The sequence below is a fragment of the Campylobacter sp. GTC17093 genome (genome assembly GCF_055397635.1).
Genome location: NZ_AP038832.1, coordinates 1,343,613 through 1,369,992 on the forward strand (window position 1 = coordinate 1,343,613; position 26,380 = coordinate 1,369,992).

30 protein-coding genes and 2 pseudogenes are annotated in these 26,380 nt (G+C 29.4%); 15 read left to right on the forward strand and 17 right to left on the reverse strand.

The genetic code is table 11. The annotated features are described in order from the left end of the window. Positions 1–38 precede the first annotated feature (38 nt). On the reverse strand, positions 39–425 hold the full coding sequence (locus ACZ5VL_RS07025; protein ID WP_464198274.1) for a rhodanese-like domain-containing protein: 387 nt from the start codon (positions 423–425) through the stop codon (positions 39–41). A gap of 191 nt (positions 426–616) precedes the next feature. Between ACZ5VL_RS07025 and ACZ5VL_RS07030 the strand changes: the two genes are divergently transcribed. Beyond that, complete coding sequence (locus ACZ5VL_RS07030) at positions 617–1,174, forward strand: superoxide dismutase family protein (RefSeq protein ID WP_464198275.1); 558 nt, start codon at positions 617–619, stop codon at positions 1,172–1,174. A gap of 35 nt (positions 1,175–1,209) precedes the next feature. Here ACZ5VL_RS07030 and ACZ5VL_RS07035 read toward each other — a convergent pair whose 3' ends face one another. The 10 genes from ACZ5VL_RS07035 to ACZ5VL_RS07080 all read right to left on the reverse strand — a co-directional run bounded on the left by ACZ5VL_RS07035 (position 1,210) and on the right by ACZ5VL_RS07080 (position 8,395). Then, positions 1,210–1,842, reverse strand: a complete 633-nt coding sequence (locus tag ACZ5VL_RS07035; protein WP_464198276.1) for a TVP38/TMEM64 family protein — start codon at positions 1,840–1,842, stop codon at positions 1,210–1,212. After that, on the reverse strand, positions 1,808–2,497 hold the full coding sequence (locus tag ACZ5VL_RS07040) for a TVP38/TMEM64 family protein (protein ID WP_464198277.1): 690 nt from the start codon (positions 2,495–2,497) through the stop codon (positions 1,808–1,810). Before ACZ5VL_RS07040 ends, ACZ5VL_RS07035 begins: the two co-directional genes overlap by 35 nt. Before the next feature lie 205 nt (positions 2,498–2,702). Continuing rightward, positions 2,703–3,464 (reverse strand): TIGR02757 family protein, encoded by a 762-nt coding sequence (locus ACZ5VL_RS07045; RefSeq protein WP_464198278.1) that lies wholly within the window; start codon positions 3,462–3,464, stop codon positions 2,703–2,705. Next, positions 3,464–5,317, reverse strand: coding sequence for a flagellar hook-associated protein FlgK (gene flgK / locus ACZ5VL_RS07050; RefSeq protein WP_464198279.1), 1,854 nt, complete (start codon positions 5,315–5,317; stop codon positions 3,464–3,466). The genes ACZ5VL_RS07045 and flgK overlap by 1 nt, the downstream gene beginning before the upstream one ends. Position 5,318: 1 nt before the next feature. After that, positions 5,319–5,750: a flagellar export chaperone FlgN gene (gene flgN, locus ACZ5VL_RS07055; RefSeq protein ID WP_464198280.1), complete on the reverse strand. Its 432-nt coding sequence runs from the start codon at positions 5,748–5,750 to the stop codon at positions 5,319–5,321. Positions 5,751–5,782: 32 nt separating this feature from the next. Next, a complete protein-coding gene (locus tag ACZ5VL_RS07060; RefSeq protein ID WP_464198281.1) occupies positions 5,783–5,992 on the reverse strand; it encodes a flagellar biosynthesis anti-sigma factor FlgM in 210 nt (69 codons plus the stop codon). Positions 5,993–6,047: 55 nt separating this feature from the next. Further along, complete coding sequence (locus tag ACZ5VL_RS07065) at positions 6,048–6,347, reverse strand: rod-binding protein (protein WP_464198282.1); 300 nt, start codon at positions 6,345–6,347, stop codon at positions 6,048–6,050. Continuing rightward, complete coding sequence (locus ACZ5VL_RS07070) at positions 6,347–7,417, reverse strand: flagellar basal body P-ring protein FlgI (RefSeq protein WP_464198283.1); 1,071 nt, start codon at positions 7,415–7,417, stop codon at positions 6,347–6,349. Before ACZ5VL_RS07070 ends, ACZ5VL_RS07065 begins: the two co-directional genes overlap by 1 nt. Before the next feature lie 65 nt (positions 7,418–7,482). After that, positions 7,483–8,064, reverse strand: coding sequence for a 16S rRNA (guanine(966)-N(2))-methyltransferase RsmD (rsmD, locus tag ACZ5VL_RS07075; RefSeq protein WP_464198284.1), 582 nt, complete (start codon positions 8,062–8,064; stop codon positions 7,483–7,485). Next, positions 8,048–8,395, reverse strand: a complete 348-nt coding sequence (locus ACZ5VL_RS07080; RefSeq protein ID WP_464198285.1) for a hypothetical protein — start codon at positions 8,393–8,395, stop codon at positions 8,048–8,050. The genes rsmD and ACZ5VL_RS07080 overlap by 17 nt, the downstream gene beginning before the upstream one ends. 119 nt (positions 8,396–8,514) lie before the next feature. Between ACZ5VL_RS07080 and ACZ5VL_RS07085 the strand changes: the two genes are divergently transcribed. From ACZ5VL_RS07085 to lpoB, 7 genes are read left to right on the forward strand one after another with little or no spacing between them, the layout of a single operon-like run. Continuing rightward, positions 8,515–8,883: a flagellar protein FlaG gene (locus tag ACZ5VL_RS07085; protein WP_464198286.1), complete on the forward strand. Its 369-nt coding sequence runs from the start codon at positions 8,515–8,517 to the stop codon at positions 8,881–8,883. Between the two features lie 7 nt (positions 8,884–8,890). Beyond that, on the forward strand, positions 8,891–10,783 hold the full coding sequence (fliD, locus tag ACZ5VL_RS07090; RefSeq protein ID WP_464198288.1) for a flagellar filament capping protein FliD: 1,893 nt from the start codon (positions 8,891–8,893) through the stop codon (positions 10,781–10,783). A 13-nt stretch (positions 10,784–10,796) separates the two neighbouring features. Next, positions 10,797–11,177, forward strand: coding sequence for a flagellar export chaperone FliS (gene fliS, locus ACZ5VL_RS07095; RefSeq protein ID WP_464198290.1), 381 nt, complete (start codon positions 10,797–10,799; stop codon positions 11,175–11,177). Beyond that, positions 11,164–11,388 (forward strand): hypothetical protein, encoded by a 225-nt coding sequence (locus tag ACZ5VL_RS07100; protein ID WP_464198292.1) that lies wholly within the window; start codon positions 11,164–11,166, stop codon positions 11,386–11,388. Before fliS ends, ACZ5VL_RS07100 begins: the two co-directional genes overlap by 14 nt. A 29-nt stretch (positions 11,389–11,417) precedes the next feature. Beyond that, positions 11,418–12,728: a COG3014 family protein gene (locus ACZ5VL_RS07105; protein ID WP_464198294.1), complete on the forward strand. Its 1,311-nt coding sequence runs from the start codon at positions 11,418–11,420 to the stop codon at positions 12,726–12,728. Between the two features lie 11 nt (positions 12,729–12,739). After that, positions 12,740–13,177 carry a YcfL family putative periplasmic lipoprotein gene (locus ACZ5VL_RS07110; RefSeq protein ID WP_464198296.1) on the forward strand — a complete coding sequence of 146 codons (438 nt, stop codon included), beginning with the start codon at positions 12,740–12,742 and terminating at the stop codon, positions 13,175–13,177. After that, positions 13,178–13,792 carry a penicillin-binding protein activator LpoB gene (gene lpoB, locus ACZ5VL_RS07115; protein WP_464198297.1) on the forward strand — a complete coding sequence of 205 codons (615 nt, stop codon included), beginning with the start codon at positions 13,178–13,180 and terminating at the stop codon, positions 13,790–13,792. It abuts the gene before it with no gap. 1 nt (position 13,793) lies between these two features. Here the strand turns inward: lpoB and ACZ5VL_RS07120 are convergent, their stop codons facing one another. After that, positions 13,794–15,020, reverse strand: coding sequence for a glutamate-5-semialdehyde dehydrogenase (locus ACZ5VL_RS07120; RefSeq protein WP_464198298.1), 1,227 nt, complete (start codon positions 15,018–15,020; stop codon positions 13,794–13,796). Between the two features lie 82 nt (positions 15,021–15,102). On the opposite strand from ACZ5VL_RS07120, the gene ACZ5VL_RS07125 reads away from it, so the two are divergent. From ACZ5VL_RS07125 to ACZ5VL_RS07155, 7 genes are read left to right on the forward strand one after another with little or no spacing between them, the layout of a single operon-like run. After that, a complete protein-coding gene (locus ACZ5VL_RS07125) occupies positions 15,103–16,056 on the forward strand; it encodes an NAD(P)-binding domain-containing protein (RefSeq protein ID WP_464198299.1) in 954 nt (317 codons plus the stop codon). 18 nt (positions 16,057–16,074) lie between these two features. After that, positions 16,075–18,348, forward strand: coding sequence for a hypothetical protein (locus ACZ5VL_RS07130; RefSeq protein ID WP_464198300.1), 2,274 nt, complete (start codon positions 16,075–16,077; stop codon positions 18,346–18,348). Continuing rightward, entirely contained in the window at positions 18,345–19,031 is a 687-nt protein-coding gene (locus ACZ5VL_RS07135) for a tRNA1(Val) (adenine(37)-N6)-methyltransferase (RefSeq protein ID WP_464198301.1), read from the forward strand. The genes ACZ5VL_RS07130 and ACZ5VL_RS07135 overlap by 4 nt, the downstream gene beginning before the upstream one ends. Beyond that, complete coding sequence (locus ACZ5VL_RS07140; protein WP_464198303.1) at positions 19,024–19,389, forward strand: YkgJ family cysteine cluster protein; 366 nt, start codon at positions 19,024–19,026, stop codon at positions 19,387–19,389. Before ACZ5VL_RS07135 ends, ACZ5VL_RS07140 begins: the two co-directional genes overlap by 8 nt. Continuing rightward, entirely contained in the window at positions 19,362–20,615 is a 1,254-nt protein-coding gene (locus ACZ5VL_RS07145) for a tetratricopeptide repeat protein (protein WP_464198305.1), read from the forward strand. The genes ACZ5VL_RS07140 and ACZ5VL_RS07145 overlap by 28 nt, the downstream gene beginning before the upstream one ends. Continuing rightward, the gene (gene trpC, locus ACZ5VL_RS07150; protein WP_464198307.1) at positions 20,612–21,394 is read left to right on the forward strand and encodes an indole-3-glycerol phosphate synthase TrpC; all 783 of its coding nucleotides are present in this window, start codon (positions 20,612–20,614) and stop codon (positions 21,392–21,394) included. Before ACZ5VL_RS07145 ends, trpC begins: the two co-directional genes overlap by 4 nt. 2 nt (positions 21,395–21,396) lie before the next feature. Further along, positions 21,397–21,879, forward strand: coding sequence for an HIT family protein (locus tag ACZ5VL_RS07155; protein WP_464198309.1), 483 nt, complete (start codon positions 21,397–21,399; stop codon positions 21,877–21,879). A gap of 84 nt (positions 21,880–21,963) precedes the next feature. On the opposite strand, the pseudogene ACZ5VL_RS07160 reads toward ACZ5VL_RS07155, so the two are convergent. From ACZ5VL_RS07160 to ACZ5VL_RS07180, 5 genes and pseudogenes are all read right to left on the reverse strand, one after another. After that, a pseudogene (locus ACZ5VL_RS07160) lies at positions 21,964–22,365 on the reverse strand (methyl-accepting chemotaxis protein); the annotation flags it as partial. Positions 22,366–23,181: 816 nt separating this feature from the next. Beyond that, positions 23,182–23,898: pseudogene (locus ACZ5VL_RS07165) on the reverse strand (cache domain-containing protein); the annotation flags it as partial. 125 nt (positions 23,899–24,023) lie between these two features. Continuing rightward, on the reverse strand, positions 24,024–24,404 hold the full coding sequence (ruvX, locus tag ACZ5VL_RS07170) for a Holliday junction resolvase RuvX (protein ID WP_464198311.1): 381 nt from the start codon (positions 24,402–24,404) through the stop codon (positions 24,024–24,026). After that, entirely contained in the window at positions 24,401–25,171 is a 771-nt protein-coding gene (gene dprA, locus ACZ5VL_RS07175; RefSeq protein ID WP_464198313.1) for a DNA-processing protein DprA, read from the reverse strand. The genes ruvX and dprA overlap by 4 nt, the downstream gene beginning before the upstream one ends. Continuing rightward, positions 25,155–26,378 (reverse strand): divergent polysaccharide deacetylase family protein, encoded by a 1,224-nt coding sequence (locus ACZ5VL_RS07180; protein WP_464198315.1) that lies wholly within the window; start codon positions 26,376–26,378, stop codon positions 25,155–25,157. Before ACZ5VL_RS07180 ends, dprA begins: the two co-directional genes overlap by 17 nt. Positions 26,379–26,380 lie beyond the last annotated feature (2 nt).

Below are 26,380 nucleotides of genomic sequence, written 5' to 3' on the forward strand. Positions count from 1 at the left end.
CGGTATCGGAGCTTTTGTAAAGAATATAATCGCGTTTTTCACTTAACTAGATTGTAGTTATAGTTTTTAATGCCATCTGCATTGTAGACATTTTTAATGCCTTTATCTTCTAGCTTTTTAGCGGCTTGACCACTTTGTTTTCCTGTATTGCAGTAAAAAATGATTTTTTTGCCATTAAATCCTTGGAATTTATCCATATTAGAATCAATATCGGCCAAAGGTATGTTTAAGGCACCCTCTATATGGCCAGCATCAAACTGATCTTTTGTCCTAACATCGACAATAACGCTATTTGGATTTGCAATTTCTTTTACAACTTGATCGCCTTTTAGGTAATTTGAGCTTGCTTTTGTAGAGTCTCCCCCACCGCACGCAACAAAAGATAAAGCAATAAATGCTAAAAGTAGAGTTTTTAAACTTTTCATGAAAGTTCCTATATAAATTAGTAAAGACAACCTGTCCTCTAAAACCACAATTATATCAAAAATCGTTTAATATAGTTTAAATTTAAAGACCAATTTGACTGATTGCAAAACAAATTATCTTAAAATAATTTTTATCATTCATTAATATTTATAATATATAATTTTTCTAAATTCAATTTTAAAGGATGGATATGAAAAAATTATTACTAGCAACTTTAATTTCAGGAACAGTACTTTTCGCAGCAGATGCTGATGCAGCAAAGACTTTTGATCCAAAGAGTGTTGAACATATAGTAATCAAAATGGATTTGCTTGGAGAAAATGGCAAGAATAAACAAGTTGGTGAAGTTGTAGCTATAAACACATCTTATGGTGTTGCATTTTATCCAAATTTAAAAGGTTTGCCTGTTAAAAATGCTGGACAACATGGTTTTCACATTCATGTTAATCCAGATTGTGGCTTAACAGAAAAAGGAAAAGGAATGAAAGCTGGCGGTCACTGGGATCCAGATGATACAAAAATGCATTCATTTCCATGGGATGATAAAGGTCACAAAGGTGATTTACCAGCACTTTTTGTAAATGCTGATGGCAGTGCAAACTATCCAGTTCTTGCTCCAAAGATTAAAAATATTAGCGATCTAAAAGATCATTCTTTAATGGTTCATGTTGGTGGAGATAACCATAGTGATCATCCAGTAGCAGTTGGCGGAGGTGGCGCTAGAATGGTTTGTGGTGTTATAAAATAAGTAAAAAGCCTAGTTTCTAGGCTTTTTACTTCAAATCATATAAAATTCTCTTTTTTTCTCCAAGTATTTTTATATTTTTTAGCAAAAGCTATAGATAATAAAGTAGCTATTATGGTTATTAATAGTGCAATAAGAAGACCATTTTTATCTCCAGAGTTTACGCCTATATTTACGAAAATTGGTGTCCATGGTAAAAACCCAATACATGAGCTTAGAATATAAGTTTTAAAATTTATATTACACATAGCTGGTATGTAGTTTAGAACATTATATGGAACTACTGGAAGCAATCTTAATATGCAAAAAGATATAAAAAGATTTTTTTCGCTTAGGTGTTTTAATCTATCTAGAAATTTAGGATATTTTAAATCTTTTCCTAGAAATTTGGCTATATAAAACATTAAAGTACAATTTATCATTGCTCCAGCCATTGTATAAATGCTACCCCAAAATAAACCAAAAAATGCGCCGCTAATTACTGCTAAAATAAAAACAGGAAAGAAAAATATTGGCAAAATTGCAAAACAAAGTAAAAATGCTAAATTTGCAAAAATGCCAAAATTTTCTATAAATTCTCTAACATCCCTAGCGCTTATAAAAAAAAGAGGAACTAAGCTTAGAAGTAAAATAATGTTAATTATGATTAGTTTTACTATATTTTTTTTCATAAATGTTTTTTGCTATATAGATAATAATGCTTATTGCAAATAAGAGCATAAGTGAAATAAAGATTAATCTAGCTCCACCGCTAAAGTTTCCACCAAAATAACTATATACAATAGTTGCTGGAAGTTGACCAATGCCAGTTGCTACAAAAAATGGAATAAATTTCATTCTTGTAAGACCTGCTGAGTAACTAATAAGATCAAAGCTGACAAAAGGAAGTAATCTGCAGACCAAAATGGTATGTTTGCCATATTTTTGGAAATATTCATCGCTGCTATCAAGAACTTTTTTGCTTACAAATTTTTCAACTACGTCTCTTCCAAGATATCTAGCTATGATAAAGCAAAGCGCTGCTCCAACCATGGATGAGCTCCACGAAAGAGCTACTCCTCCAATCCATCCAAAAATAGCCGCGTTTGAAAGAGTTATTAAAAATTGTGGAATAGGTGCTAAAATGGAGGCCAATATCATCAAAAAGAAACTTACAAATGCAGCTATTTTACCGTAACTTCTTAGAAATTCTATTACTTTTTCTATGTTTAAAGAACTTAAAATAGATATGCTTTCATTTATCCATGTATTAAAACTTGGCACAAAAAAGTAAACTCCTAGACATAATACAATGACTACAAGCACATAAATTTGGGATTTTTTCATAAAATTTCCTAGCATGTTATAAGATAAACTATCTTCTAATAATTAGGATTTTAACTTATTATTTATTAAAAATATTTTAATTTTTATAAGAGTATAATTTATCAAAAGTAAAATGAAATTAATTTCGTTAAATTCTGCGTTATAAGGATTGGTTTTGTATTTTAAACTTATACAATTCTTAGAAGATAAAGCTATAAAATATCTACTATTTTATAGCTTTTAATATACTATCTATCTCTTTACTTTGTCCAAGTCTGTAAAGCGCAAAATCGTATTTTATAGGATCTGTTTTATCAAATTCTCTTAACTTCTGTGTTAACTCCATAACTGCTCTAAAATCATAACTTTTTCTACTTATCAAACCAAGTTTTAGGGCAACTTTGTGTGTGTGCGTATCAAGTGGAATTAGTAAATCTTTTTTATCAATTGAGCTAAAAAGACCAAGATCGATATCGGTATTTCGAATCATCCATCTTAAAAACATATTATATCTTTTATATGGAGAAACTGGCTTTTTATAGACAGAACCAAAGTAAAAATTATATCCAAAAGAGTTGTATTTATTTAGAGAATATATAAATTTCATAAGATCATTTATGCCATCAATTATCTGCCCAGAATTTTTCATACCACTTGCGATAATTTTCTCTATATTTCCGTATTGCTTAAGTCTTTTATGAGTTATGAAAATCTCACTTACATCTAAAACGCTTTGAAATCTGTATTTATGGTTGGTGTAGAATTTTTTTATTTCGTCATCGCTTTTATCAAGCAAATCAAAATTTAGTGAGTTTAGAAATTTAACTATCATTTTTGCATTACCATAAGCAAAAAGGGCGCATATAAGGGCGATATTTGGATCTTTATATCTGCTAGCAATTTGAAGAGGATCTGGTGCTGCTAAAAGATTTTCATCGCAATTTTTTAGGTTTGCGTGAAAATCAAGCAGACTTTTTAGATTGGTCATTATTGTTTTATAGAAAGTAGTGTATCAAGCATTTTTTCAACTGTTGTGATAATTTTTGCACTAGCTCCATAACTTGATTGAAATCTTATCAAATTTGTAAGCTCTTCATTCATATTTACACCACTTATTGATTGATGCTCTTGCAAAGCAGTTGTATATAGTGCTTTATTTGTTTCATGAGCATTATTATTTGTTTCTGTTTCTGATGCAATTTGAGTTGTTAAAAATCTATAAAATCCTTCTATGCTTTCTTCTTTGATAAATGAATTTTTGGCATTGAAATCGAGTTTTTGATATTGAAGTTTTACCATCTCATTTGCTACTTCGTTGTTGCCATCAATTGGAGCTTTAAATCCTTGAATTTTAGATGGATCGTCTTTTAATGCGCTAGATAATTTTATATCTTTTGCACTATTTCCATCAAAGAATCTATTTAGACCCATAATACCAGGAAAATTTGTGCCTTTATCTTCAAATGATATAAAATACTCTCCATTGCCAAATTTAGGATTAATAGAAAGTTGTCCTATATTTTTTTGTTCATTATATCCATATGATGCACTGAAATAATCATCAACATCATTTAATGTGTTTTTATCTCCGTTGTCATCTTTATTTGAATTAAATTGCGCTATTATAGAGTTTGAGTTCGTGCCACCCATGGTTGTAAGTTGATCTACTGATATAGTTTTTCTAGCAACTTCCACTCCTTGTTTATTATAAACTACTACATCAAAAGTTCCTTCTTTGATGCCGTCGTTAAAATTTTTAAGAGAGTTTTCTGGTCTTAAAAAGTTTAAATCATTTGAATTTGCTTTTGTTTGAGATGATTTGGCATAGACATTATTTGTTTGAGTAATTAATGTTCTAGCAAAAGTATCGAGGTTATCTATATATTTTTGTATAGTTCCATCAGTTGTTTGTCCAGTTGAGCTATCTATATATCTACCGCGAAGCTCAAGTTCTGCCCCAATTTGACCGCCTGTTATATTTGGCATGATGTTTGTAAGTCTTCCATCTTGTCTCTGATAATAAATAGCTTGAAAATCAGTTGCAGAACTTTCTTTTTGTAAAACTAGAGGATGAAATGTAGTTCCTTCAACTATGCTAAATCCACCTAAATTTAGACAATAGTCTTGCCCCATATCTGTGATATTTCTATCTACACTCATATCACTTTCAAGAGATCCTTTAAAGGCAGTTATGTTTGCAAGTTTTGCCATTGCTTTTTCAAGCTGATCTCTTTTATCTCTTAAATCGTTTGCGTTGTTGCCTTTTACTGATTCTATTCTGTTTATTTCGGCATTTATATCTGCTATTTGTTTTCCTAATCTATTAAACTCCTCAACATTTATTTTTAGTTGATCGTTTACTGTTTGCTTCATTTTATAAAGCTCATTAGAAGTTTTTTGTATATTTTGAGTTAGAGTTTGTGTGAGCTGGGCAAGATTTATCTTTTGAGAACCATCTGCTGGTTTTGATGCAAAGTTATTCCAAGCTGCAAAATAATTCTCTAAATCTTTTAATATACCAACATCTTTCAAATCAGGAAATCTATGTGCAATTTCTTGTAATATATCTTGCTTATAGCCCGTATAAGAAAGCGCGCTTTCTGAATTTTTTAATCTAGCATAAGCAAATTCATCATGAATTCTTTTTATTTGATCTACTTTTGTGCCATTTCCTATATCTCCAGGAATATTATGAAAAGGCTCTACGGCTGATTGAACAACTCTTTGTCTTGTATAGTTTTCGTTGTCTATATTTGATATGTTGTGACCAGTTGTGCTTAATTGTATCTCAGCAGCATTTAAGCCCGAAAGCCCAATTCCTAAAGTGCTAAAGATTGCCATTTTAAACCCTTAATTTGAAATTTGAGTTAAAAACTTGCTTGCCTTCCTTGTTATAACCTTCGGAATTTTGCCCAAACATCTCTTTTACAAGTGAGTTGTAGTACTCTTTTATAACTACAACGTATTTTGAATACTCTCTGTTTTTACTTTGTAAGAGAGTAAGAGAGTCTTTAAGCTCGGCTAACTTGCTTTTATCCTCATCGTCTAATATGCCAGCAAGATCTGTTCCACTTTTTTCTTCTAACATTTTTAAAAGCTCTCTATCAAGAGTTTTTTTGGAATTCTCGAAGTTTTTAATTAGGATTGTTTTTATTTTTACGCTTTTTTCTACTTCTTCGTGCTTTGCGTTTTTTATATTGTCTATGTCGGTTTGTGTGATTTCTATAAGTTGTTTTAATGATGAGATTGCATCATCTAAGTGTTTTTTTATCATTTTTAGTCCCTTGAAAGCTCAAGGGACTAAAATTAAAATAGTTCGTTAGCTATTGCCTTTGCTGTTTTGCCTAGATCAACTTTGTAAGTTCCATCTGCTATAGCTTTTGCTATTTGGCTAACTTTACTATCATTTTCAGCGCTTTGAGCTGTTGTTTTTGAATTTTCTAATTTTTTTTCGTCATTTTTAATTTTATTAAGCGAAGAATCTGCTACGAAACTCGCTCCGACTGAATTAATCATCTCATATCCTTTATAGTTAGAACTCTTTGCTAACTATATCGGCACTATTTTAATTTTATGAAGACCTTTCTTTCAAAAAATTAAATAACATGTCGCTAAAACCAAAACCTCCACTCAATGCTTTACTCATAGTATCGTTATACATAGAGCCATAAATCTTATCTCCAGCATCTTTTGGAAAAAGTGGATTTTCGTTTTTTATAGACAGATCAAGAACTGTTTTTACTAAAAAAGATTCGAAAGCATCGGTTTGTTCTCTTAAGGCTTTTTCATCAAATCTTGGTTTATTTTGAGTTATTTTTTTGTCATTTGCTTGATTGTAAGCATTTATTGCTAGTGAATTATCTATATTCATTACATTATCTCCAAATCTGCGTGTATTGCGCCAACTTCTTTTAAGTTTTGTAAAATAGCTATTATATCTTTTGGTGTTGCGCCAAGTTTATTTAAAGCTCTTGTTACATTGGCAACTGTTGTTTTTTGTGAACCAATATTAAGCGTATTCATGACTCCATTAACAGTTGTTTGCTCACCAAGGTCTATTACATTAGCAGCTGTATTTTCTGGAGCTGGATTATAACTTTGAGGTTCTATTTTTAACGTTATTCCACCATGCGTTATAACAATTGGATCAACTGTTATATTTACTCCGCTTACGATAGTGCCAGTTCTTTCATTTATAACTATTTTTTGTTCAGGCTTATAATCAATGTCGGTTTGTAAAATTTGAGATAAAAAATCCACCATACTAGAGCCTTCTGGTTTCATTAGTCTTATTGTTCTAGGATCTGTTGCAACAGCAACTTCGCCATATACTCTATTTATTGCATTTTGGATATTTGTTGCGCTGTTAAAGCTTGTTGTTTTTAAGCTAAGATCTGCAAAATTTTGATTATAAATATCATACAAAACTTCTTTTTCTACAACCGCACCATCTGCTATAGTTGCTACTGTTGGATGGTTTCCGCTTGAATTATTTCCGGTACCTTCATTTTTTCCACCTATACTTATAGGGCCTTGTCCTATAGCATAAATGTCTCCATCAACTCCCTTTAATGCTGTCATAAGTAATGTTCCACCTTGTAAGCTTTTTGCATCGCCTAGTGAAGATACTACTATTTTGATTCTATCACCTTGTCTAGCAAATGCAGGAAGAGATGATGTAACCATAACTGCAGCTGTATTTTTTGACTTAATATCTGCTTGATTTATCTTCATTCCAACTGTTTGAAGCATATTTGCAATTGATTGTAGTGTAAACTGAGATGTGGTACCATCGCCACTGCCTTTTAGGCCTACAACCAAACCATATCCTATGAGTTGGTTTTCTCTTACGCCTACGATATTTGCGACATCGCCAACTTTTGCAGCATTTAATGTGCTAATGAAGACAAATAGCAAAAATAGTAATTTTATAAACCTCATCATCTATCCTTAATAAATGAAATTTATAAAAACAAAAGCAATAAGTGTTCCAAATAATAAATATTTTATAAAGAATAGTAGCTAAGAGAACTTTTACCAAATTTGCGAGTTTTTTCTAGGCTAAATTTTTCTAAATTTTCTGGCATTTCTAAAGTGCTCATATGTTCTATTATAATAAGATAAATATTATTATTTTTGATATTTTTTATCATATTAAAAACATCATTATAAATTTTCTCAAACCCTTCTCTTATTTCAAAAGGCGGATCTATATAAAGTATGAGTTCTTCTTTTAAATTTAAAAGCAACTTTGGAAGCTCAATAAAGCAGTCACCATATATAGGTATCAAATTTTGCTCATCTATACTTTTCATGTTTGATTTTGTTATCTCATAAGCAGATTTATCTTTTTCTATAGCAATGCCCATTTTAGCATAATTGCTATATGCTTCAATTGCCATTAAAGCACTTCCTCCAAAACACTCTATGAAAAATTTTCCATGAAGTTCATTTCTTATAGTATCAAAAAGAGAGCCTTTTACTATATTTTTAGTGCTTCTTGTCGTTTTTAAACTAGGAAGAGATAGTTTTTTACCTTTAAGTCTGCCTGTTGATATAGTTGTAAAAAGTTTATTTTTTGAATTCATTTTTTATAAGTTCCGTTAAATCTAGTCTAAATTTATCAAATAAGGCATTAAATTTATCATCAAAAGTATTTGAAATGTGACCCATGTTTTCATGATGTTCTATTTGCATAGCTGAGTAAAAATCTTCTAACGTGTAAATAAGATCTTGTTTGTTAAATGGAAATTTTAAGTATGGAGAATTTTCTCCGATGATGAAAACTGGCTTATTTGCTTCAATTTTCTTATCGCTTATGATAAGATCGCAATCTTTCCTACGTGCAGCAAATTTACCAAGAAAAAGCATGGCTGCTTTTTGCAATAAAATACACTCACATTCAAAAGATATTTTCATTGTTTTCCTCCATTTCGTTTTGTTATTTTAACTAAAAAAACAAAATTTGCAACATTTAACTAAATAAAATATACTTTTTGTCGATATAGTTGTAAGAAAATAATTTTAAGGAGAAAATTATGGAGATATTGAATGTAGCTTCAAGCCAAATAGACAGTTCTATCTCTTTAACACAACCTCAAAATAGTGCTAGGACAAATTTTGTTGCAAAAACAGAATTAAATAGTGGAAACGAGGGCGATTTGAACAAAAAGGATACTTTGTCAAATGAAGAGATAAACAAAGTAACAGAGCGTTTGAATGAACAAATGGAGTCGTTACAGACAAATATAAGATTTGCTTATAATGACAAGATAAGTTCTCTTTATGTAAATGTTATGGAAAAAGATACAGGCAGAGTTATAAGAAAAGTACCTACAGAAAATATGATGAAATTAAGTGAACATTTTAAAGAGATAATAGGTTTATTAGTAGATAAGGAAGGATAAATAAATCATGCCAGCAATAAAATCATTAGGAATTGGAAGCAATGTTTTAACAGGCGACATAATAGACAAATTAAAAGCAGCCGATGTAAAAGCTCAAATAGATCCAATTAATAAAAATATAACAGATAATGTTGCAAAACAGAAAGATGTTACAACTCTTTCTACTTTTTTAACATCATTGAAAACATCAGTAGGAACTTTAGGAAATGAGGTAACATTCTTAAAGAGAAAAGCAAATGTAACAGGAGATAGTGCGAGTGTGAGTGTTGCTTCTGGTGTTAGTTTAAATAACTTTAATATAGATGTAAAAAAACTAGCGCAAAATGATGTTTATCAAACTTCTAAATTTGGCAGTGCTACAGATATAGTTTCTGGTGGTGGAAAACTTTTTAATGATGGTAGTTTCACTATAAGCATAGGAACTGGTAGTGACAAAAAAGACTTTAAAATAGATGTAAAACAATCTGATACATATGAAGATATAGCTGCTAAAATAAACAAAGCAAGCGAAGGCGCTATATCTGCTAGAATTTTAAATGTTGGAGATGGAAAATCACAACTTATAATTCAATCAAAAGATTCTGGAACAAATAGCGCGATATCTTTTAGTGCTTCAAAGGTAGATGATCCAAATAATGCTGGAGCAAAAATAGATGATGCAAATTCTTTAAAGATACTTAATTCTCTTGGTCTTGGCAATACAATGGTTGATAAACTTGATGAAAAAGGCAACCCTGTACTTGATGAGTCTGGCAATAAAGTTCAAATAACACAACTTGAGGCAAATCATATTCAAAAAGCACAAAATGCTGAGTTTTTATATAATGGTGTAAATATGACAAGACAAAGTAATAAATTTAGTGATATTATAACTGGTGTTGATATTACTTTAAAAAAAACAGGCAAAACAAGTGTAAATATAGTAAATGATACTTCTAGTTTAGCTTCAGAATTAGAAAATTTTGTAAAATCATACAATGACCTCATGAATAACTTAAATGCTTCAATTGACTATAATGAAAAAACAGGTATGGGAGGTGTTTTGCAAGGTATGAATGAGATAACTGGTATAGAATCAAGCATAAATAAAATTCTTTTTTCTACTTTGCAAAATGCTAAAACGGTGGTTGATGTTACAAAATTAAAAAATGGAAAAGAGATTAGACAGATAGTTGCTGTGCCATCTTCTATATATGATTTTGGTATTAACATGTCAAAAGATGGTCTTTTAAGTTTTGACAAAGTTGCTTTTGATAAGCAAATAAATGAGAATTTTGATCAAGTTAAGGAATTCTTTGTAGGAAAAGATACTCATTCTAAACTATCTTATGAATCAAAAGATATAACAAGTGGTGCCATTTCTGTAACAAGTGGTGCTTTAAGAATAGGTGATAAAGAAATTCTATTTAAAACAGATGCTGCCAACACTAAAGAGCAAAATGCATTAGCACTTTTAGATGCTATCAACAAAGCTGATATAAAAGGTTTAAAAGCTGAGTTAAATGCTCAAAAAACTGGTATAAATTTTACAAAACAAGATGGTGGATCAATAGAGATAAGTGGTAGAGATGATGTACTTCAAGCTTTAGGATTAGAAAGAGTAACTCTTTATTCTAATTCAGAAACACAAAAAGGTGTATTTGCAAAACTAAATGATGAATTATCAGGTATGATTAGTCAAGAGACTGGTAAAGAAGGAAGCATAACAAAACTTTCTAACCATTTGATAAAAGAAAATAAAAATCTTAGCGATGAGAGAATTTCAACTCAAGAAAAATTAGACGAGAGATATAGCAGAATGGAAAACCAATTTGCTCAATACGATCAAATAATAGGTAGATTAAATAGGCAGTTTTCAGCACTTCAAAGTATGATAGATGCAGAACTTTCAAGAAAATAAAAAGGATAGTAAAATGCAGAGCAACGCCGCGTATTCAGCTTATATGCAAAACAGTGTGGGGATAGAGTCTCCAAAAAAACTTATAGAAATGCTTTATGAGGGGATACTCAAATTTGTTTATAGAACAAAAAAAGCTATAGATGATGATGATATAGAGGCAAAAGTTTATAATATAAACAGGGCAAATGCTATCTTTTTTGAGCTTATAAACTCTCTTGATTATAATCATGGCGATGTTGCTCACTATCTTGCAGGGCTTTATACAAGGGAAATTCAACTTCTAACTGAAGCAAATATTTCTAACGAAAAAGCGCCTCTTGATGAGGTTATCCATGTTGTAAAAGAACTTTTAGAAGCGTGGAAGGAAGTTACAAAAGAAGATGAACTGGCTTGATCAATTTAAAATCGCTATAGCAAGCAAAGATAGCGAAAAAATTCTCACTCTTATAGACAGTATGCCATCAAATTTTAAAACAGTTGATGATATGCTGTCTGCTTTAAGTCTTACTAAAGAGGCTTTAAATTTTATAAATTTTAAACGCGATGTTTTGGCTTCTGAATTACAAAAATTTAAAAGGGTTAGAAAATACGCCGATTATTTTTAATAGTTGCTTCAAAAATTATTATAACATTCTTGTGTATATTTTGTTTTTCTGGATGTGCTGTTTTTACTGGATACGATCAAGATATACATGAGTATGAAAATGATGTATATCTACAAAATTGTGATTTTAAAAGATACAAAAACGCAATAGATTCAAATGATGATAGGCTTTATTGGGCATTAAAAGGCGGAATGCTTGCTAGATATTGCAAGAATTATAATCAAAGTAATATATTTTTCGATGTGGCAGAAGATGAGTTTAGAAATTCTGTTGATTTAAAGGGATTTGTCTATACTTTAACTCAAGATTTTACCTCAACCATACTTAATGATAATATTCGTGATTACACTGGAAATGTATATGAGAGGATTATGGCAAATGTGTACAAGGGGCTAAATTTTATGTCACTTGATAATATGCCATATGCTAGAGTTGAGTTTAATAGGGCTTTATATAGACAACAAGTTGCCAAAGAACAATATGTTGATGAAATAAATAAAGCTAGAGAAAATGCCATAGCAAAAGCTAGTAATATGGGATCAGATACTACTTATAATATGCAAAGTATAAATGAAGCATATAAGTATTTTGATGAAAAAAGTTTTTATTATGATATAACTTCAAATTTTATAAATCCTTTTGCAACATATATGAGCGGTCTTTTTTATTTGCTAGATAAAGATTATCTAAAAGCTCAAAATATGTTTGAGGAGCTTGTTTTAGCTGATTCTAAAAATCCACAACTTTCAAATGATCTAGATTATGCTAAAAACAGAAATGAAAATAAACAAATTTGGCTAATTTATGAAAATGGTAAAAGCGTAGGATTGAAAGAAGAAATATATCATATTCCACTTTTTTTATTTAGCGATAGAATATATCATATTGGACTAGCCTTTTCTGTGCTTAGCGAGCCAAAATATTCTTTTTCTTATATAAATTTAAATGGTTATAAAACATCTATTATAGCTGATATGAATGCAATAATAGCTACTGAATACAAAAGCAGCTCATATATAAAAATTATAAGAGCCATTTTAGGCTCGATTTCTAAAATATCCATGCAATATGGTGCATCGAGATTAGACAATGGTTCATATATAAGTACGCTTTTGTTGTCTATATACTCTTTTGTGACAACAAGAGCAGATATTAGGCACATTAGTACCATGCCTTCAAATTTTCAAAGTGTTAGTATTAAAAATACGGGAATGGCAGTTATTAGTGATGAAAACGGAGCTATTATAACAAATATTGAAGTTAACAAAGATAAAAATGTTATAATTTACGTAAAATCATTAAGCAAAGATTTTAATATAATTGATAAAATTGAAATTTAAAAGGAAAAATAATGGCAAAGATTTTTTACTTAGTTTTGTTGGTAATATTTTTTAGCGGATGTAGTTTTTTTGGAGATACACAAAAAGAGCTTTTAGATCATAAGATAGTAGTTTTAGATGATAAATTTTATGATGATTTTAAGCTTTTAAATGTTGCATCTAGAAAAAATACCGATGGATTTACTGAGATTGAAGCTATGTTTGCAAATACAAAAACTAAAAACATCAAAGTTGCTTATAGAATAGATTGGTTCGATAAAGATAATTTTTTAGTTGATACTATTATGTCAAGATGGAAAGTTATAAATGTAGATTCTTTAAGAAATTTTGTTATAAGAGGTGTTTCCCCATCTATAAAAGCTGTGAATTATCAAGTTAGGATAATGTATCCAACAAAAGATGATGAGCTTAGAAATAACCCATTAAACTATGAATATCAAGGAAAATAGATGAAAAATTTAGCTTTAATAAGTGTGATTTTTGCGATTTTTTTAGTAGGTTGTACACCAAAAACACAGTACATCAGTGGCGGTATAAAAAGTGAAGAAAACGATATTATGACTATGGGGATTGATGCTGCTGATTTTGATGCAGCAGCTATTGATGCAACAGAAAGTTTATTAAAAAGTGGTGTTTTTGATAAAAAGGGAAAAAATAAAAACATACTAGCTATCGGCAGAATTACAAATGATACGACTCAGAGGATAGATACGGATCTTCTTACAAAAAAGATAAGGATAGAGCTTCTAAATTCAGGAAAAGTTCTTGTAACAACAGCTTTAAGTGAAGGCATGGCTGAAGATAGGATGACATATCAAACAAGAAATCTTAGAGAAAATGAAGAGTTCAAACAAGATACAGTGGCAAAAAAAGGCACACTTTACGCACCAGATTATAGTCTTAGTGGTAAAATTATACAAAGAAGTGCTAACTTAGATAGAAGTAAAAGAGTAGTGGATTATTATTTCCAACTAACTCTTACAGACGTAGAAACAGGCTTAGCCCTTTGGGAAAATGAGAACAAGATTAGTAAAGTTGGCTCAAATAAAACAGTAACTTGGTAGGTTAGTCTCTAACTTGCCCATTTCCTATGATTTGATATTTGTATGTGGTAAGTTCTTTTAGTCCCATTGGACCTCTTGCATGAAGTTTATTTGTGCTTATTCCAATTTCAGCACCAAATCCAAACTCTCCGCCATCGCTGAATCTAGTTGATGCGTTCACATACACACATGAGCTATCGACTAAATTTAAAAACTTTTGTATATTTTCTTCGTTTTGAGAGATAATAACTTCGGAGTGAGACGAGCTAAATTTATTTATATGATTTAATGCTTCGTCTATACTTGAAACAATTTTTAAGTTTGCTTTATAGTCTAGATATTCTGTATTAAAGTCTTTATATGTAGCTTTTTCGCACTCTATGATTTTATTTGTTTTTTTACAACCTTTTATGTTTATATTTAACTCATTAAATCTAGCTTTTAAAAGTGGTAAAAACTCACTAGATATATTTTTGTGTACAAGTATCGTCTCAACTGCGTTACAAGCTGATGGTCTTGAAAATTTAGCATTGATACATATTTCTAAAGCTTTTTGTAAATTTGCAAACTCATCAACATATGCATGACAAAGCCCTTTATCGTGTTTTATAACTGGTATGGTTGAGTTTTTGCTAACCATTTTTACTAAGCTTTCACCACCTCTTGGGATGATTAGATCTATAAATTTATCCATTTTTAAAAACTTTTTTATCTCATCTCTTGATATATCAAGATAACTAATGCACTCTTTTGGGATGTTAAATTTTTCTAATGAGCTGTGAAGAGCTTTTATGATAGCTAAATTTGAGTTTATTGCTTCTTTCCCACCTTTTAATACGCAAACATTTGAACTTTTTAAGCATAAAGATGCAACTTCTGCTGTAACATTTGGACGAGACTCATAAATGATACCAATTACTCCAATTGGGATTGATATTTTGCTTATTTTAAGTCCAGCGTAATTTACCCAACCATCAAGTATATTTCCTATTGGATCTTGTAGATTTGCTACTGTTTTTAGCGATTGGGAGATATTATTTATGCGTTTTTCATCAAGCATTAGCCTATCTTGCATTGCTTTACTAAGGTTACTTGCATTTTGCATATCTATTTTATTTGCTTTAATGATATCTTTAGAGTATTTTAAAATCTGTTCACTCATATCAAGTATGATATTTTTTTTAATCTCTGGATTTAATTCAAGTAAATTTTTAGATGCAAATCTTACTTTTTTGAGTGTATTTATCATGTTATTTTGCTCTTTTTAATCAAATTTAAACTAAAAAATTGGTATATTTTAACATTTAAAACTTAAAATATTGGAGATAAAATTGGAAACTATATATGATATAGCTATAATAGGAGGAGGGCCTTGCGGTATTGCCTCTGTCGTAGAATCTAAAAAAATGGGCTTTGAACATGTTTTACTTTTAGAAAAAGGTGATAATCATTCTCAAACTATAAGAAAATTTTATAAGGATCGCAAAAGGGTAGATAAAGAGTATAAAAATATGCCATCTGTTGTTATAGGAAATGTGCCTTTTGAGACAGCTTTAAAGGAAGAAGTTCTTGATTATTTTGATAAGCTTTTGGATGAAGAAAAGATAGATACCGAGTTTAATATTGAAGTTGAAAAAGTTATAAAAGTTGAAGATATTTTTAAAATTTCAACTCCAAAAACCGTTTATAAAGCTAAAAATGTAGTAGTTGCTATAGGTAGAATGGGTAGACCAAATAAGCCAGATTATAAAATACCATCAGCATTAAACCCAGTTGTAAATTTTAATCTAAATTCTTGTAGCGGTAATGAAAAAATTATAGTTGTAGGTGGGGGAAATTCTGCTGCTGAGTACGCAATAGATCTTAGCAAAACAGATGAAGTTACACTTTGTTATAGAAAAGATAGTTTTACAAGATTAAATGAGATAAATGAAGCCGAGCTTCTCGGTCTTGCTAAAGAGCAAAAACTTAGTTTGAAATTAGGTATTGATATAAATGAACTCGAAGATCAAAATGGTAAGATAAAAGTTATTTTTAATAATGGAACAAACGAAGTTTATGATAGGATTATTTATGCTATAGGTGGTTCTACGCCTGTTGATTTTTTACAAAAATGCTCAATTGAGATAAATGAAAACTCTCAGCCTGTAGTAGATGAAAATCTTATGACAAATATACCAGGTCTTTATGTTGGTGGAGATATAGTTACTAAAAATGGTGGTTCTATTGTATTTGCATTAAATCATGCCCATAATATTATAAGTCATATAAAAACTACAATGTAGTTTATAAGGAGATTTTGGTTGAGGTTTTTATTGGCTTTTCTAACACTACTTGCTGTGTGTTTATTTGGTGCAATTTGTTATGTGTTTTATGATACAAAATCACCACAAATAGCACATAATTATAATATACAAAAAGAGCACAGGGAGCTTAAATTTAGTGATTTGCCTCAAAGTGTTCAAAATGAATATATAAATAAAAATGATTTATCTCAGTATGGAGATTATATGACTCCATATTCTTATGCCTTAAATTTTGAGATAAATAGCCAAGATGGTGAGGTTAAGGGAAGTAATGAAGATCTAAAGGCTCAAATAATATCATTAAGAAACCAAAATAAGCTGTTGTATATAGATAATATTGATCTTGCTAATAAAAACTGGGAAGCTATAATTCGTCTTAGGGATCAGAAAAAAGACATAGAAAATGAAAAAAAAGAGTTTTTGGATAAAAATTTAAAACTTATGAGCGAAGCACAAGATCAGCACTATAAAAATATAGATGAGCTCACAAAAAGATTAAATGATGTTCAGCTTGAAAATATGCAAAATGCTAAATCTTATGAAAAAAAGATAGTTGAGTTAAGAAATGAAATTGATTTAATGCAAAAGATTTTGCATGATAAGGAAGTCGAATTTAGTGGTAAACTTGCAAATATTGCATCAAAAGAAAAACAAAACAATTCCACTTTAAATGAGAAAAACAATTATTTGGTAGAACAAATAAAAGATATGAAAACAAAAAATGCGCAAAATTTAGAAAATTTAGCAAAACAAAGCAAAGAATATGAGATTCAAAAAATAGAGCTAAAGCAAGCTCTAGATACGAAAGAAGCATATATAAATGAACTTTTGGGTAAGCATACTATCGAGCTTGCTGATTTAGAAAAGAAAAACAAATTAGCTCTTTTAGATGCTAGAAACGAGTTTGATAAAGAAAAAGAAGTATATATTAAAGATTTGGAGAAAAAAGATGAGGAGATTAAAAATCTAAACAATACTGTGCTTGAGGAAAAACAAAGTTATACAAATCAAATCTCGGGTCTTGAAAATAGACTAGCGCAAACACTTGCTGAAGTGACAAATCTAAAAGATAAAAATTTGGAGCAAAAATACTTTCTTAAGATAAATGAACAAAACTCTACTATAAATAGTTTGCGAAACGAGCTAAAAGGAATACAAGATAAAAATACAAGCAATATTATAGCAAATTTACAAAACGAGATAAGGCTAAAAGATGGTCAAATTTTAGAATTAAATCAACAAGTTGATAAATTTAAAGATGATAATAAAACAGCAAAGCAAATAGATGAAAAAAATTATAAAATTTTAAATGAAAAAATAGCATCTTTGTTAAGTGAAAAATCGTATTTGCAAACTACCTTAAATGCAAAAATTGATGAATTAAATAGCAAAATAAGCGGTCTAAAAGAAGAAAATGCAGCTAAAACTTTAAATTCAAATTTGGTTTTAAATTATGGGATAAAATCTAGAGAATATGAAGATAAAATAAAAATACTTAATAAAAAGCTAAGCGATATAGAAGATGAAAGACAAAATTCTCTTGATATGAAAAAAGAAAATGAGAAACTAAAAACTCAAGTCGCTCTCTTAAGTAAAACAAAGAAAAGCAATTTTGATACACAAGCTTTTAAGGGTGATAAAGATACAACTTTACTAAAAGAGAAAAACGAGATATTAAGTGCGGATATCAATAAGCTAAAAACACAACTTTTAAACAGTGAAAAACTTCTTTTGGATGTTGTAAGTGAAAATGAAAAACTAAAAGAAAATAGAATTTCTAGCAATCAAACAAATGATATCATAGCAAAATATGAAAAAAGCTTACAAAACTTAAAACAGCTTGAAATAGAAAATAGCAAACTAAGACATGAAATTTTAGCGTTAGATAAAAAAAGTATAGAAACGATAGTGCCAAAGAAGGCCATAGCAATAGATTCAATAACATGCGAGGATTTAAACGCTAAAAACAAACCAAGCGTAATGTGTAAAAATTTAGTTAGCGAATTTTTACAAAAATACAACTCTAATTTTACTTTTGTTGTAATTCCTATAAATGATTCAAATTTGGTAAGATCGGTATCGCAAAAATTACAAAATACTGGAGCAAGCGATGCAAATAAGCTTGCAAACTATGCCGTAGGATACGAAAGAGCAGAAGTTGGTGCTGAACTCATAAAAGATGAGTTTGGAGATTTTTCTAGGATATCTTATGCAAATGAGATCATAACAAAGCCGAACAAAAAAGGCTTTATGATAAAAGTATATAGATGAAACTTTTTCAACCAAAAGATGGATATCGTTACAACAGTGATACTGTAATGCTTTATAATTTTATAACAAAACTAAATGGGAATGTTTTAGATGTTGGCTGTGGATGTGGTATTTTAGGTCTTTTATTAAAAAGAGATTTTGAAAAAATTTCTTTAACAATGATAGATATATTAGAAAAAAATATCCAAATTTCTATCAAAAATTCTAATAACAACCTTTTAGAGGCAAATATAATAAATGGCAATTTTTGTGATATGAACGAAAGCTTAAAGTTTGATTTTATAGTATCAAATCCACCATTTTATAATGATGGAGCATTAAAAAGTGAAAATATGCATAGAAATTTTTCGAGATATAGCTCAAATTTGAGCTTAGAAAATTTTTTAGATAAATCATATAAACTTTTAAAACCAAAAGGAGCTATATTTTTTTGCTATGACGCAAAACGAATTCATGAGATAAGTTTTTTACTTTATAATCTTAAATTTACTCTAAATAAGGTACAATTCGTGCATCCAAAAGTTACTAAAAAATCAAAACTCGTTTTGATAGAGGCTAGGAAAAATTCTAAAAGTCTATGCGAAATTTTACCACCTATTTTTGTTAATTGTGATAATGGATATAGTGATGAAGCAAAGGAAATTTTTGCTAAAGCTGATTTATTGAGTGTTGATTATGAGTGAATTTAATTATGTTTTTGATGGATCTTGCTGTGAAAAGTGCGGAGGAAAATGTTGCACTGGGGAGAGTGGTTATATTTGGATAAATAATGATGAAATAGCACTCCTTTGTGAGAAATTAAATATGGACTTTGATGAGTTTAAATATAGATATTTAATCAAAGTTGGATTTAAATTTAGTCTAAAAGAGAAAAATTGTTATAATGGAAGGGCTTGTATATTTTTTGATGAAGAAAATCTAAATTGTGGTATTTATGATTTTCGTCCAAAACAGTGTAGGACTTTTCCATTTTGGGAATATTTTAAAAATCATTTTGATAAATTGGAGAAAGAATGTATTGGTGTAAAAAAATTGTATTGATGACTCTTTTGTGTGTAAGTGCTTTTTGCATAGATTTAACTAAAATAGAGACACAAAGATTTAATTTAATGCAAGCATTTTTATATGAAAATAGTGGAAACTTTGAAGAAGCAAAGTCTTTATTGCTTAAATTATATGATCAAACTAGTGAAAAATTATATCTAAAAGAAGCTATTAAGATATCTTTTTTAAATAAATCAAGTGATTTTGCAGAGCTTTTAAAAAAAGGTAATGCGGTTTTAAGAGATGATCCAGAATTTATAAGACTGGAAGTTTCAGATATGCTTATGAGAGGAAAATTTAATCTTGCCAAAAATAAAGTTCTTAATCTTATAAAAAAGGATCAGGATCCTAAAAACTTTTCAATACTTGGTATGATTTATATCTATGAAGCGGATTATCAGACTTCTGTTAAATATCTAAAAAAAGCTTATGATTTGGATCCAACTGAAAAAAATCTAATGCCAATTGTTGAAGTTTTGGATAAAAATTTATATAAAACAAAAGATGCTTTAAAATTTTTACAAGATCACATAAATAAAAATGGCTGCACTAGTGATACTTGTGAAACTGCTGGTGTACTTTATTTAAGAAGCAATGATTCTAAAAAAGCTATAGAAATGTATGAAAAACTTTATGAGAAATACTCAGATGATAAATATTTGCAAGCTATTATACAGATTTTTGTTATAGATAAAGAGTATGCTAAAGCGATAAAATATCTAGAAAATAGATATCCAAATAATGATATTTTAGCAGATCTTTATGCACAAATTGGCAAATACAAAGATGCGTATAATTTTGTAAAAAATAAATTTCATAAAACAAAAGACCCTCTATATCAAGCAAAAATGGCTATATATAGATATGAAGATGGTAAAAATAAACCAAGTAAAGATATGTTAGATGAAGTTATTTATAATTTTGAAAAATCAGTTTATACTCTAGAAGATCCTATATTTTATAACTATTATGGATATTTGCTTATAGAGCATGAAATTGATATAAAAAAGGGCTTGGATTTAGCAAAGAAAGCTCACGAACTTGATCCAAATTCTTTTTATATTATAGATTCTGTAGCATGGGGAGAATATAAAATAGGAGATTGCAAAAGCGCAAAAAATACAATATCTAAAATATCAAACAATGAAGAATTCATAAATTCAGATGAAGGAAAGGCCCATATAAAAGCTATAAATGAATGCTTGGCAAAAGGCATGAAATGATACTTGATAAGATTATAAAAAAAACAAAAGAGGATTTGGAAATTCAAAAAAAAGAAATCCCTTTTGATATATTAAATCGTACTATTTTTAGCGTTTCAAATATTCAAAGAGATGTAAAAAAAGCCCTTAAATCAACTTATAATGAACCATTTAGGCTAATATGTGAAGTTAAAAAAGCAAGCCCTAGCAAAGGTATAATAAGGGATGACTTTGATCCTATTAATATAGCAAGTATATATCAACAAAATGGTGCAAATGCGCTTTCAATTTTAACTGAACCACATTTTTTTAAAGGAAGTTTGGATTATTTATCTCTTGTAAGAAAATATACAAATATACCGCTTTTAAGAAAAGATTTTATAATAGATAAATATCAAATTTTACAAGCTTATTTGTATGGAGCTGATTTTATATTGCTTATTGCAAAAGCGCTTAGTAAAAAAGAATTAAAAGAATTTACTGAGCTTGCATTTGCTTTAGGAATGGAAGTTTTACTTGAAGCACATGATAAAGAAGATATAATAAAGGCTATATTTGCAGGAGTAAATATAATAGGGATAAATCATAGGGATTTACAAACTTTTGATATGCATATGGATTTGTGCGAAAAGCTTATACCAATTATTCCTAATGGAAAGATTATCGTAGCAGAAAGTGGTCTTAATTCTCATGAACAACTTGTAAATTTAAATAAGTTAGGCGTGGATGCATTTTTAATAGGCGAATATTTCATGAGGCAAGATAATATAGGAAAAGCATTAAAAGACATGAAAGGTTAGAAATGCAGCATTTAAATGCTCCTTGGAGATCTGAGTATTTTGAGAAAAAAAGTGACTGTTGTGTATTTTGCAATATTGTAAAAAATTTGCAAGATGATGAAAAAAATGGCGTTCTTTTTAGGGCAAAACATTGCTTTGGGGTAATGAATCTTTATCCGTATTCGCCTGGACATTTTATGATTATACCATATAAACACATCGATAATATTGAGAGCTTAGAAGAAGAAGCTTGGCTTGAAATGAGCTCATATGTAAGAATTGGAGTGGAGGTTTTAAAAAAAGCAGTAAATGCTAGTGGGATAAATATTGGTATGAACTTAGGGGCTGATGCTGGGGCTGGAATTTGCGAGCATGTACATTATCACTTAGTTCCAAGATGGCAAAGGGATACAAATTTTATAACAACTATAGCTGAAACTAGAGTTGCTGGAGTTGATTTTGAAAATTTATATAAAAAGATAAAGGAAGCTTTTAGTAAATTCTAATAACTACCCCCCCCCTACATGTATCTCTACATCTAGGGGGTATATATTTAGAAAGTATATTTTGAATATATGTTTTGTTTATTTTTAAAACCTATTCTTCCTTACACCTTCAACTATCTCTTTAGACATAGTATCTAGTTCTTTTGTTATAGCGTTTGTATTATTAGCAATACTTACATTTTCTTTTGTTAAAGCATCAACATCTGCAACAGAGTTATTTATCATAGATATTGCTTCAGTTTGTTCTCTTATGCTTTCACTCATCTCATTAATGCTTTGAGTTAATACATTTACATTAGCTTCTATTTCAGTAAGTGACTTACCTGTTTTTTCAGCTAGTTTTCTAACTTCATCTGCAACAACTGCAAAGCCACGTCCTGCTTCTCCAGCTCTAGCTGCTTCTATTGCAGCATTAAGTGCTAGTAGGTTTGTTTGTTCTGATATATCTTTTATTATAGTAATAACATTTTTAATCTCTTCAGATTGAGCTATAACTTCTGTTGTTTTTTGATTGATTGAGTTCATAGAACTACTCATCTCTTCAACTGCAGCCGCACTTTCTTCTAGAGCATTTGCTTGTTTGTTGGCTGAAGTGGTTATTTGATCTACTGCTTTAGATAAAGAATCTGCTTTTTGTTGTAAATTTTCTGCTTTTTCTAAATTTGATTTTAACATGTTTGATACAACATCACCAAGAGAGTTAATACCTTGAGCTATAGTTCCTTTATCTTCTATTCTAGAAGTAAAATTACTTCCTTTGTATTCATCTAAAAGTTTAAATATACGATTGCTATCATCTGCAATCCTACTACTTAAAACTTCTTGGAGCTCTTTAAATGTTCCTTTTAGTTTATTTAAAGATGGATTTGAAGTATTTGCATCCATAGTAGCTAGGAAATCACCTTGTTTTATCTCATCTACAAATTTATTAGACTTAGCTATAAACTCATTTTCTTCTTGTAAATTTATTTTTGTTTTTTCTATATTTTCATTGATGGCTTTTGCCATATTTCCAAATTCGTCTTTAGAAGATATTTTTATATTCTCAGCACTGCTTTTTTCGTGATTAATAAATTTAAAGAAATCGTTAAGTCCGTTTTGGATGATTGAGATTGGTTTTAGCATTAAGCTCAATATTATAAATATCGCGCCAATTGTTATAAATATAAATACAACGGCTAGTATTGCTGAATTACGAAGCTGTATTGAAACATCTTCATATGCTATGGATTCATCTACTGAGATAGCGAATTTCCAACCATGCGAATCTGTTGCATAAAACATAATTCTTTCTGATCCATTTAGTGAATATTTTTCAATACCTTGTTTATTTTGCATAATAGTATTGTAAACATTACTCATGTCACTATAAACTTCTTGAAAATTTTTACCAAGCATTCCTGGATCTTTTGCACCAACTATTATACCCTTATCATTTAGAAATAAGCCATTTCCACCCTTAACTTTTAATGCGTTTATTTTATCACTAAAGACTTTTAATGAAAAGTCAGACGCTATAACTCCTTTAAAAGTAGAGTTATTGATTATAGGAGAAGATGTTGAAATTACTAAAGCTTTTGTTTCGGCATCTATATAAGGATTTGAAATTGCTGTTTTTCCAGCACTTTTAGAATCTTTATACCAACTTCTTTGAGTTGGTAAATATGAAGTATCTGGAACCCAATCTCCACTATCAACAAAAGTATTGTCTTCAAAAGCCATAAAAGTAGATTTCGAACCACTTGCGCCAGCTCCAAGTTTTACAAGATCTGAAATTTGAGCTCTATCGTATGAGTTTTTTGGAGCTATTAGTTTAGCTGCATTTTCATTTGATCTAATTGCATTTTTAAGAAATTGCTCTACAAATTCTGAATTAGCAATAGCAAGTTCTGTGTTTGCAGACTCTATCTCCTTTGATATCATCTGTTTAGAACTACTATAACTTAAAAAAGTAAAGATGCCATATCCAAATATTAACATAAGTGCAAGAAATACAAATATCTTTTGCTTTAAACTCATTTTTAAACTCCTTTTATTGACTATATTTAACTTTTATTGTTAATTAATTATTCTATATAATAAATAAGTAATTGTCAATATAAATTTGTTTCCAAAATATATCCAAAATTGTATATAATAAAAATTTAGTTTTGAATATATCTTTGAAGTATTATCATTGCACTAAGGCTATCTAATTTTCCGTCTTTTTTCTTGTGATTAGCTATTGCAAAATTGCTAGCTTCCTTGCTTGTATAACTTTCATCAACAAAAATTATCTCGCCTTCAAAATTTATTAGGCTAACAAAATGTTTTATACGTCGCTTCATTTCATCTTCGCTACTTCCGCCAAGAGGAATTCCAACAACTAGCTTTGTGGCTTTGTATGCCGATAATACATGTTTTACATCATCTGAAGCTTGATTGCGATTTTTTCTTATGATGGCATCAAGTGGCAATATTACACCATTTTCATAAGCTATTGCAATGCCAATTCTTTTTAGTCCTACATCTATAGCTACTGTCATTTTATGCTCACATTAAGGCCTATTATATCGATTTTACCAAGAAGTTCGTATTCGTAAATTTTATTTCCAAATCTATTTAAACAATCTTGTAAATTTGAATTAGTTTTTATGAAATTTAGTATCTCATCTTTTTGATAATTAATCAAAGATTTGTTACCAAACTTCGCACCTAATTCATCAAAGTCATCCAAAAGTGTTGCATTCCCAAATTTTAAGAGAGAATTAGTGCCAGAACTTTCATCAATTCTTTGTGGAAAAACATATATTGGGATTCCTAATTCTTTGGCTATTTTAGCACTAGACATAGATCCGCTATTTATGTCAGCTTGAGCTATTACAATAGCATCGCAAAGTCCAACTACTATACGATTTCTTTCTAAAAATCTATACCTAAAAGGCGGTTCGTTTTCTTTGTATTCACTTAAGATAAGAGCATTTTTTTCTATTTCGCTTAATATGCTTGCATTTGCTTTAGGATATATGATATTAAGTCCATTTGCAAAAACAGCTATAGTATATGGTAAACTAGCTTTATGTGCTGCTATATCACATCCAATAGCACCTCCACTTACCACACAAATACCATAATTCTTAAGTGTAGAACAAAGATTGGTTATTAAGTTTTTGCTATATTGAGATATTTTTCTTGAGCCAACAACAGCTATTTTAGGCATATTTAAAAGAGCCTTATTGCCTTTGAAATATAGTTTTTTTGGCGGATTTTTTAGTTTTAGAAGAGCTGGTGGAATACTATCTAAAATTTCCATAAACTTCCTCATAAAGTTTATCTACATACACAACTTCAACATCTTTTAGCATATCTTTGCTTTTTTGCAAGGTTTTTAATGTTACATCGTGCGGATGACCTATCGCTATAGCATATCCTCTTTTTTTGGCTATAGCAATAGCATCTCTAAGTTGAGATTTTATCTCGTATTCTGTAATAGAATTGTCTAAAAATACATCTCTAAATAAATATGGCATATTGTATTTTTGGCTTAGAATTTGAACTTTGCTATTTGATATTGTTTTGCTATCAAGAAGTATTAAATTTTGAGATTTCAAAATATTCATCAGTTTATCAAGGGATTGATAATTTGATGTAAACTCACTTCCTGTATGATTATTTATAATTTTAAGTCTAGGAAAATCATTTTTTATTTTGATTACTCTTTTTAAAATTGTGTCACTGCTATCAGTTACATGAAGAGTATTTGGCTCCTCGTTTTTATAGTTAAGTGCACTCATTGGCATATGAACCATATAAAAGCTAAATTTATTTGCAATTTCTGGTGTGTTTGGAGTTCTTTTAGATTTAGGAAATATAGATGGTGTTATTTTAAGGTTAATTTTTTTTATTAGTTCTGCTTGTGATGCAGTAGAAACATCATCAATAATTATAGAAAGAAGTGGTTTTTTACCTTTTCTATTTATGACTTTAGCTGTTTTATCGTAAGTTGCTTTTTGTGATTTTTTTTCTAAATCATCATATTCAATCTTTTTTATTTTTTTTGGGGCTTGAATTGGAATTGTAATATTTTCTTCTTTTGAGATATTTTCTTCTATTTTTTGGTATTCGTTTTTATTTTGAAGAGTGTCATTTGCATCTAAAAATTTAAAAAATTCACTCAAGTTTTGCTCTGCTAATTCTTGCTGTTGAATGTGGCTAGTTTGCATGTTTGTTTGATATTGTGAGTAGTTTATATCTAAAAGAGTTTGTTCTTGTTTTGTTGTATTGATATCTTCTTTTTTTGGGATGTTATCTTCTTTTTTAGATGTTTGGATTTGATTTTGTAATGGTAAAAATATTTCTACTTTGGCGGTGGTATTTTTATCGTTTATAAATTTTTTTTGACCATTTATAGCAACACCATAAATAGCTGCAAAGAAAACAAGTATTATAAAAATACAAAAAATAAACCATTTAAAAGTATGCGTACTAGCATGCTTTTTTGAAGACTTTTTTTTACTCAAGA

Excerpts from the sequence above, each read along its gene's own strand:
- fliD (WP_464198288.1), top strand. The coding sequence starts at position 8,891 with ATGCCAGCAATAAAATCATTAGGAATTGGAAGCAATGTTTTAACAGGC.
- rsmD (WP_464198284.1), bottom strand. The coding sequence starts at position 8,064 with ATGAATTCAAAAAATAAACTTTTTACAACTATATCAACAGGCAGACTT.
- fliS (WP_464198290.1), top strand. The coding sequence starts at position 10,797 with ATGCAGAGCAACGCCGCGTATTCAGCTTATATGCAAAACAGTGTGGGG.
- ACZ5VL_RS07045 (WP_464198278.1), bottom strand. The coding sequence starts at position 3,464 with ATGACCAATCTAAAAAGTCTGCTTGATTTTCACGCAAACCTAAAAAAT.
- ACZ5VL_RS07120 (WP_464198298.1), bottom strand. The coding sequence starts at position 15,020 with ATGATAAATACACTCAAAAAAGTAAGATTTGCATCTAAAAATTTACTT.
- ruvX (WP_464198311.1), bottom strand. The coding sequence starts at position 24,404 with ATGACAGTAGCTATAGATGTAGGACTAAAAAGAATTGGCATTGCAATA.
- ACZ5VL_RS07110 (WP_464198296.1), top strand. The coding sequence starts at position 12,740 with ATGGCAAAGATTTTTTACTTAGTTTTGTTGGTAATATTTTTTAGCGGA.
- ACZ5VL_RS07035 (WP_464198276.1), bottom strand. The coding sequence starts at position 1,842 with ATGAAAAAAAATATAGTAAAACTAATCATAATTAACATTATTTTACTT.
- ACZ5VL_RS07140 (WP_464198303.1), top strand. The coding sequence starts at position 19,024 with ATGAGTGAATTTAATTATGTTTTTGATGGATCTTGCTGTGAAAAGTGC.
- ACZ5VL_RS07100 (WP_464198292.1), top strand. The coding sequence starts at position 11,164 with ATGAACTGGCTTGATCAATTTAAAATCGCTATAGCAAGCAAAGATAGC.
- ACZ5VL_RS07145 (WP_464198305.1), top strand. The coding sequence starts at position 19,362 with ATGTATTGGTGTAAAAAAATTGTATTGATGACTCTTTTGTGTGTAAGT.
- ACZ5VL_RS07135 (WP_464198301.1), top strand. The coding sequence starts at position 18,345 with ATGAAACTTTTTCAACCAAAAGATGGATATCGTTACAACAGTGATACT.
- dprA (WP_464198313.1), bottom strand. The coding sequence starts at position 25,171 with ATGGAAATTTTAGATAGTATTCCACCAGCTCTTCTAAAACTAAAAAAT.
- lpoB (WP_464198297.1), top strand. The coding sequence starts at position 13,178 with ATGAAAAATTTAGCTTTAATAAGTGTGATTTTTGCGATTTTTTTAGTA.
- ACZ5VL_RS07040 (WP_464198277.1), bottom strand. The coding sequence starts at position 2,497 with ATGAAAAAATCCCAAATTTATGTGCTTGTAGTCATTGTATTATGTCTA.
- flgK (WP_464198279.1), bottom strand. The coding sequence starts at position 5,317 with ATGGCAATCTTTAGCACTTTAGGAATTGGGCTTTCGGGCTTAAATGCT.
- ACZ5VL_RS07060 (WP_464198281.1), bottom strand. The coding sequence starts at position 5,992 with ATGATTAATTCAGTCGGAGCGAGTTTCGTAGCAGATTCTTCGCTTAAT.
- trpC (WP_464198307.1), top strand. The coding sequence starts at position 20,612 with ATGATACTTGATAAGATTATAAAAAAAACAAAAGAGGATTTGGAAATT.
- ACZ5VL_RS07030 (WP_464198275.1), top strand. The coding sequence starts at position 617 with ATGAAAAAATTATTACTAGCAACTTTAATTTCAGGAACAGTACTTTTC.
- ACZ5VL_RS07155 (WP_464198309.1), top strand. The coding sequence starts at position 21,397 with ATGCAGCATTTAAATGCTCCTTGGAGATCTGAGTATTTTGAGAAAAAA.
- ACZ5VL_RS07025 (WP_464198274.1), bottom strand. The coding sequence starts at position 425 with ATGAAAAGTTTAAAAACTCTACTTTTAGCATTTATTGCTTTATCTTTT.
- ACZ5VL_RS07085 (WP_464198286.1), top strand. The coding sequence starts at position 8,515 with ATGGAGATATTGAATGTAGCTTCAAGCCAAATAGACAGTTCTATCTCT.
- flgN (WP_464198280.1), bottom strand. The coding sequence starts at position 5,750 with ATGATAAAAAAACACTTAGATGATGCAATCTCATCATTAAAACAACTT.
- ACZ5VL_RS07065 (WP_464198282.1), bottom strand. The coding sequence starts at position 6,347 with ATGAATATAGATAATTCACTAGCAATAAATGCTTACAATCAAGCAAAT.
- ACZ5VL_RS07070 (WP_464198283.1), bottom strand. The coding sequence starts at position 7,417 with ATGAGGTTTATAAAATTACTATTTTTGCTATTTGTCTTCATTAGCACA.
- ACZ5VL_RS07080 (WP_464198285.1), bottom strand. The coding sequence starts at position 8,395 with ATGAAAATATCTTTTGAATGTGAGTGTATTTTATTGCAAAAAGCAGCC.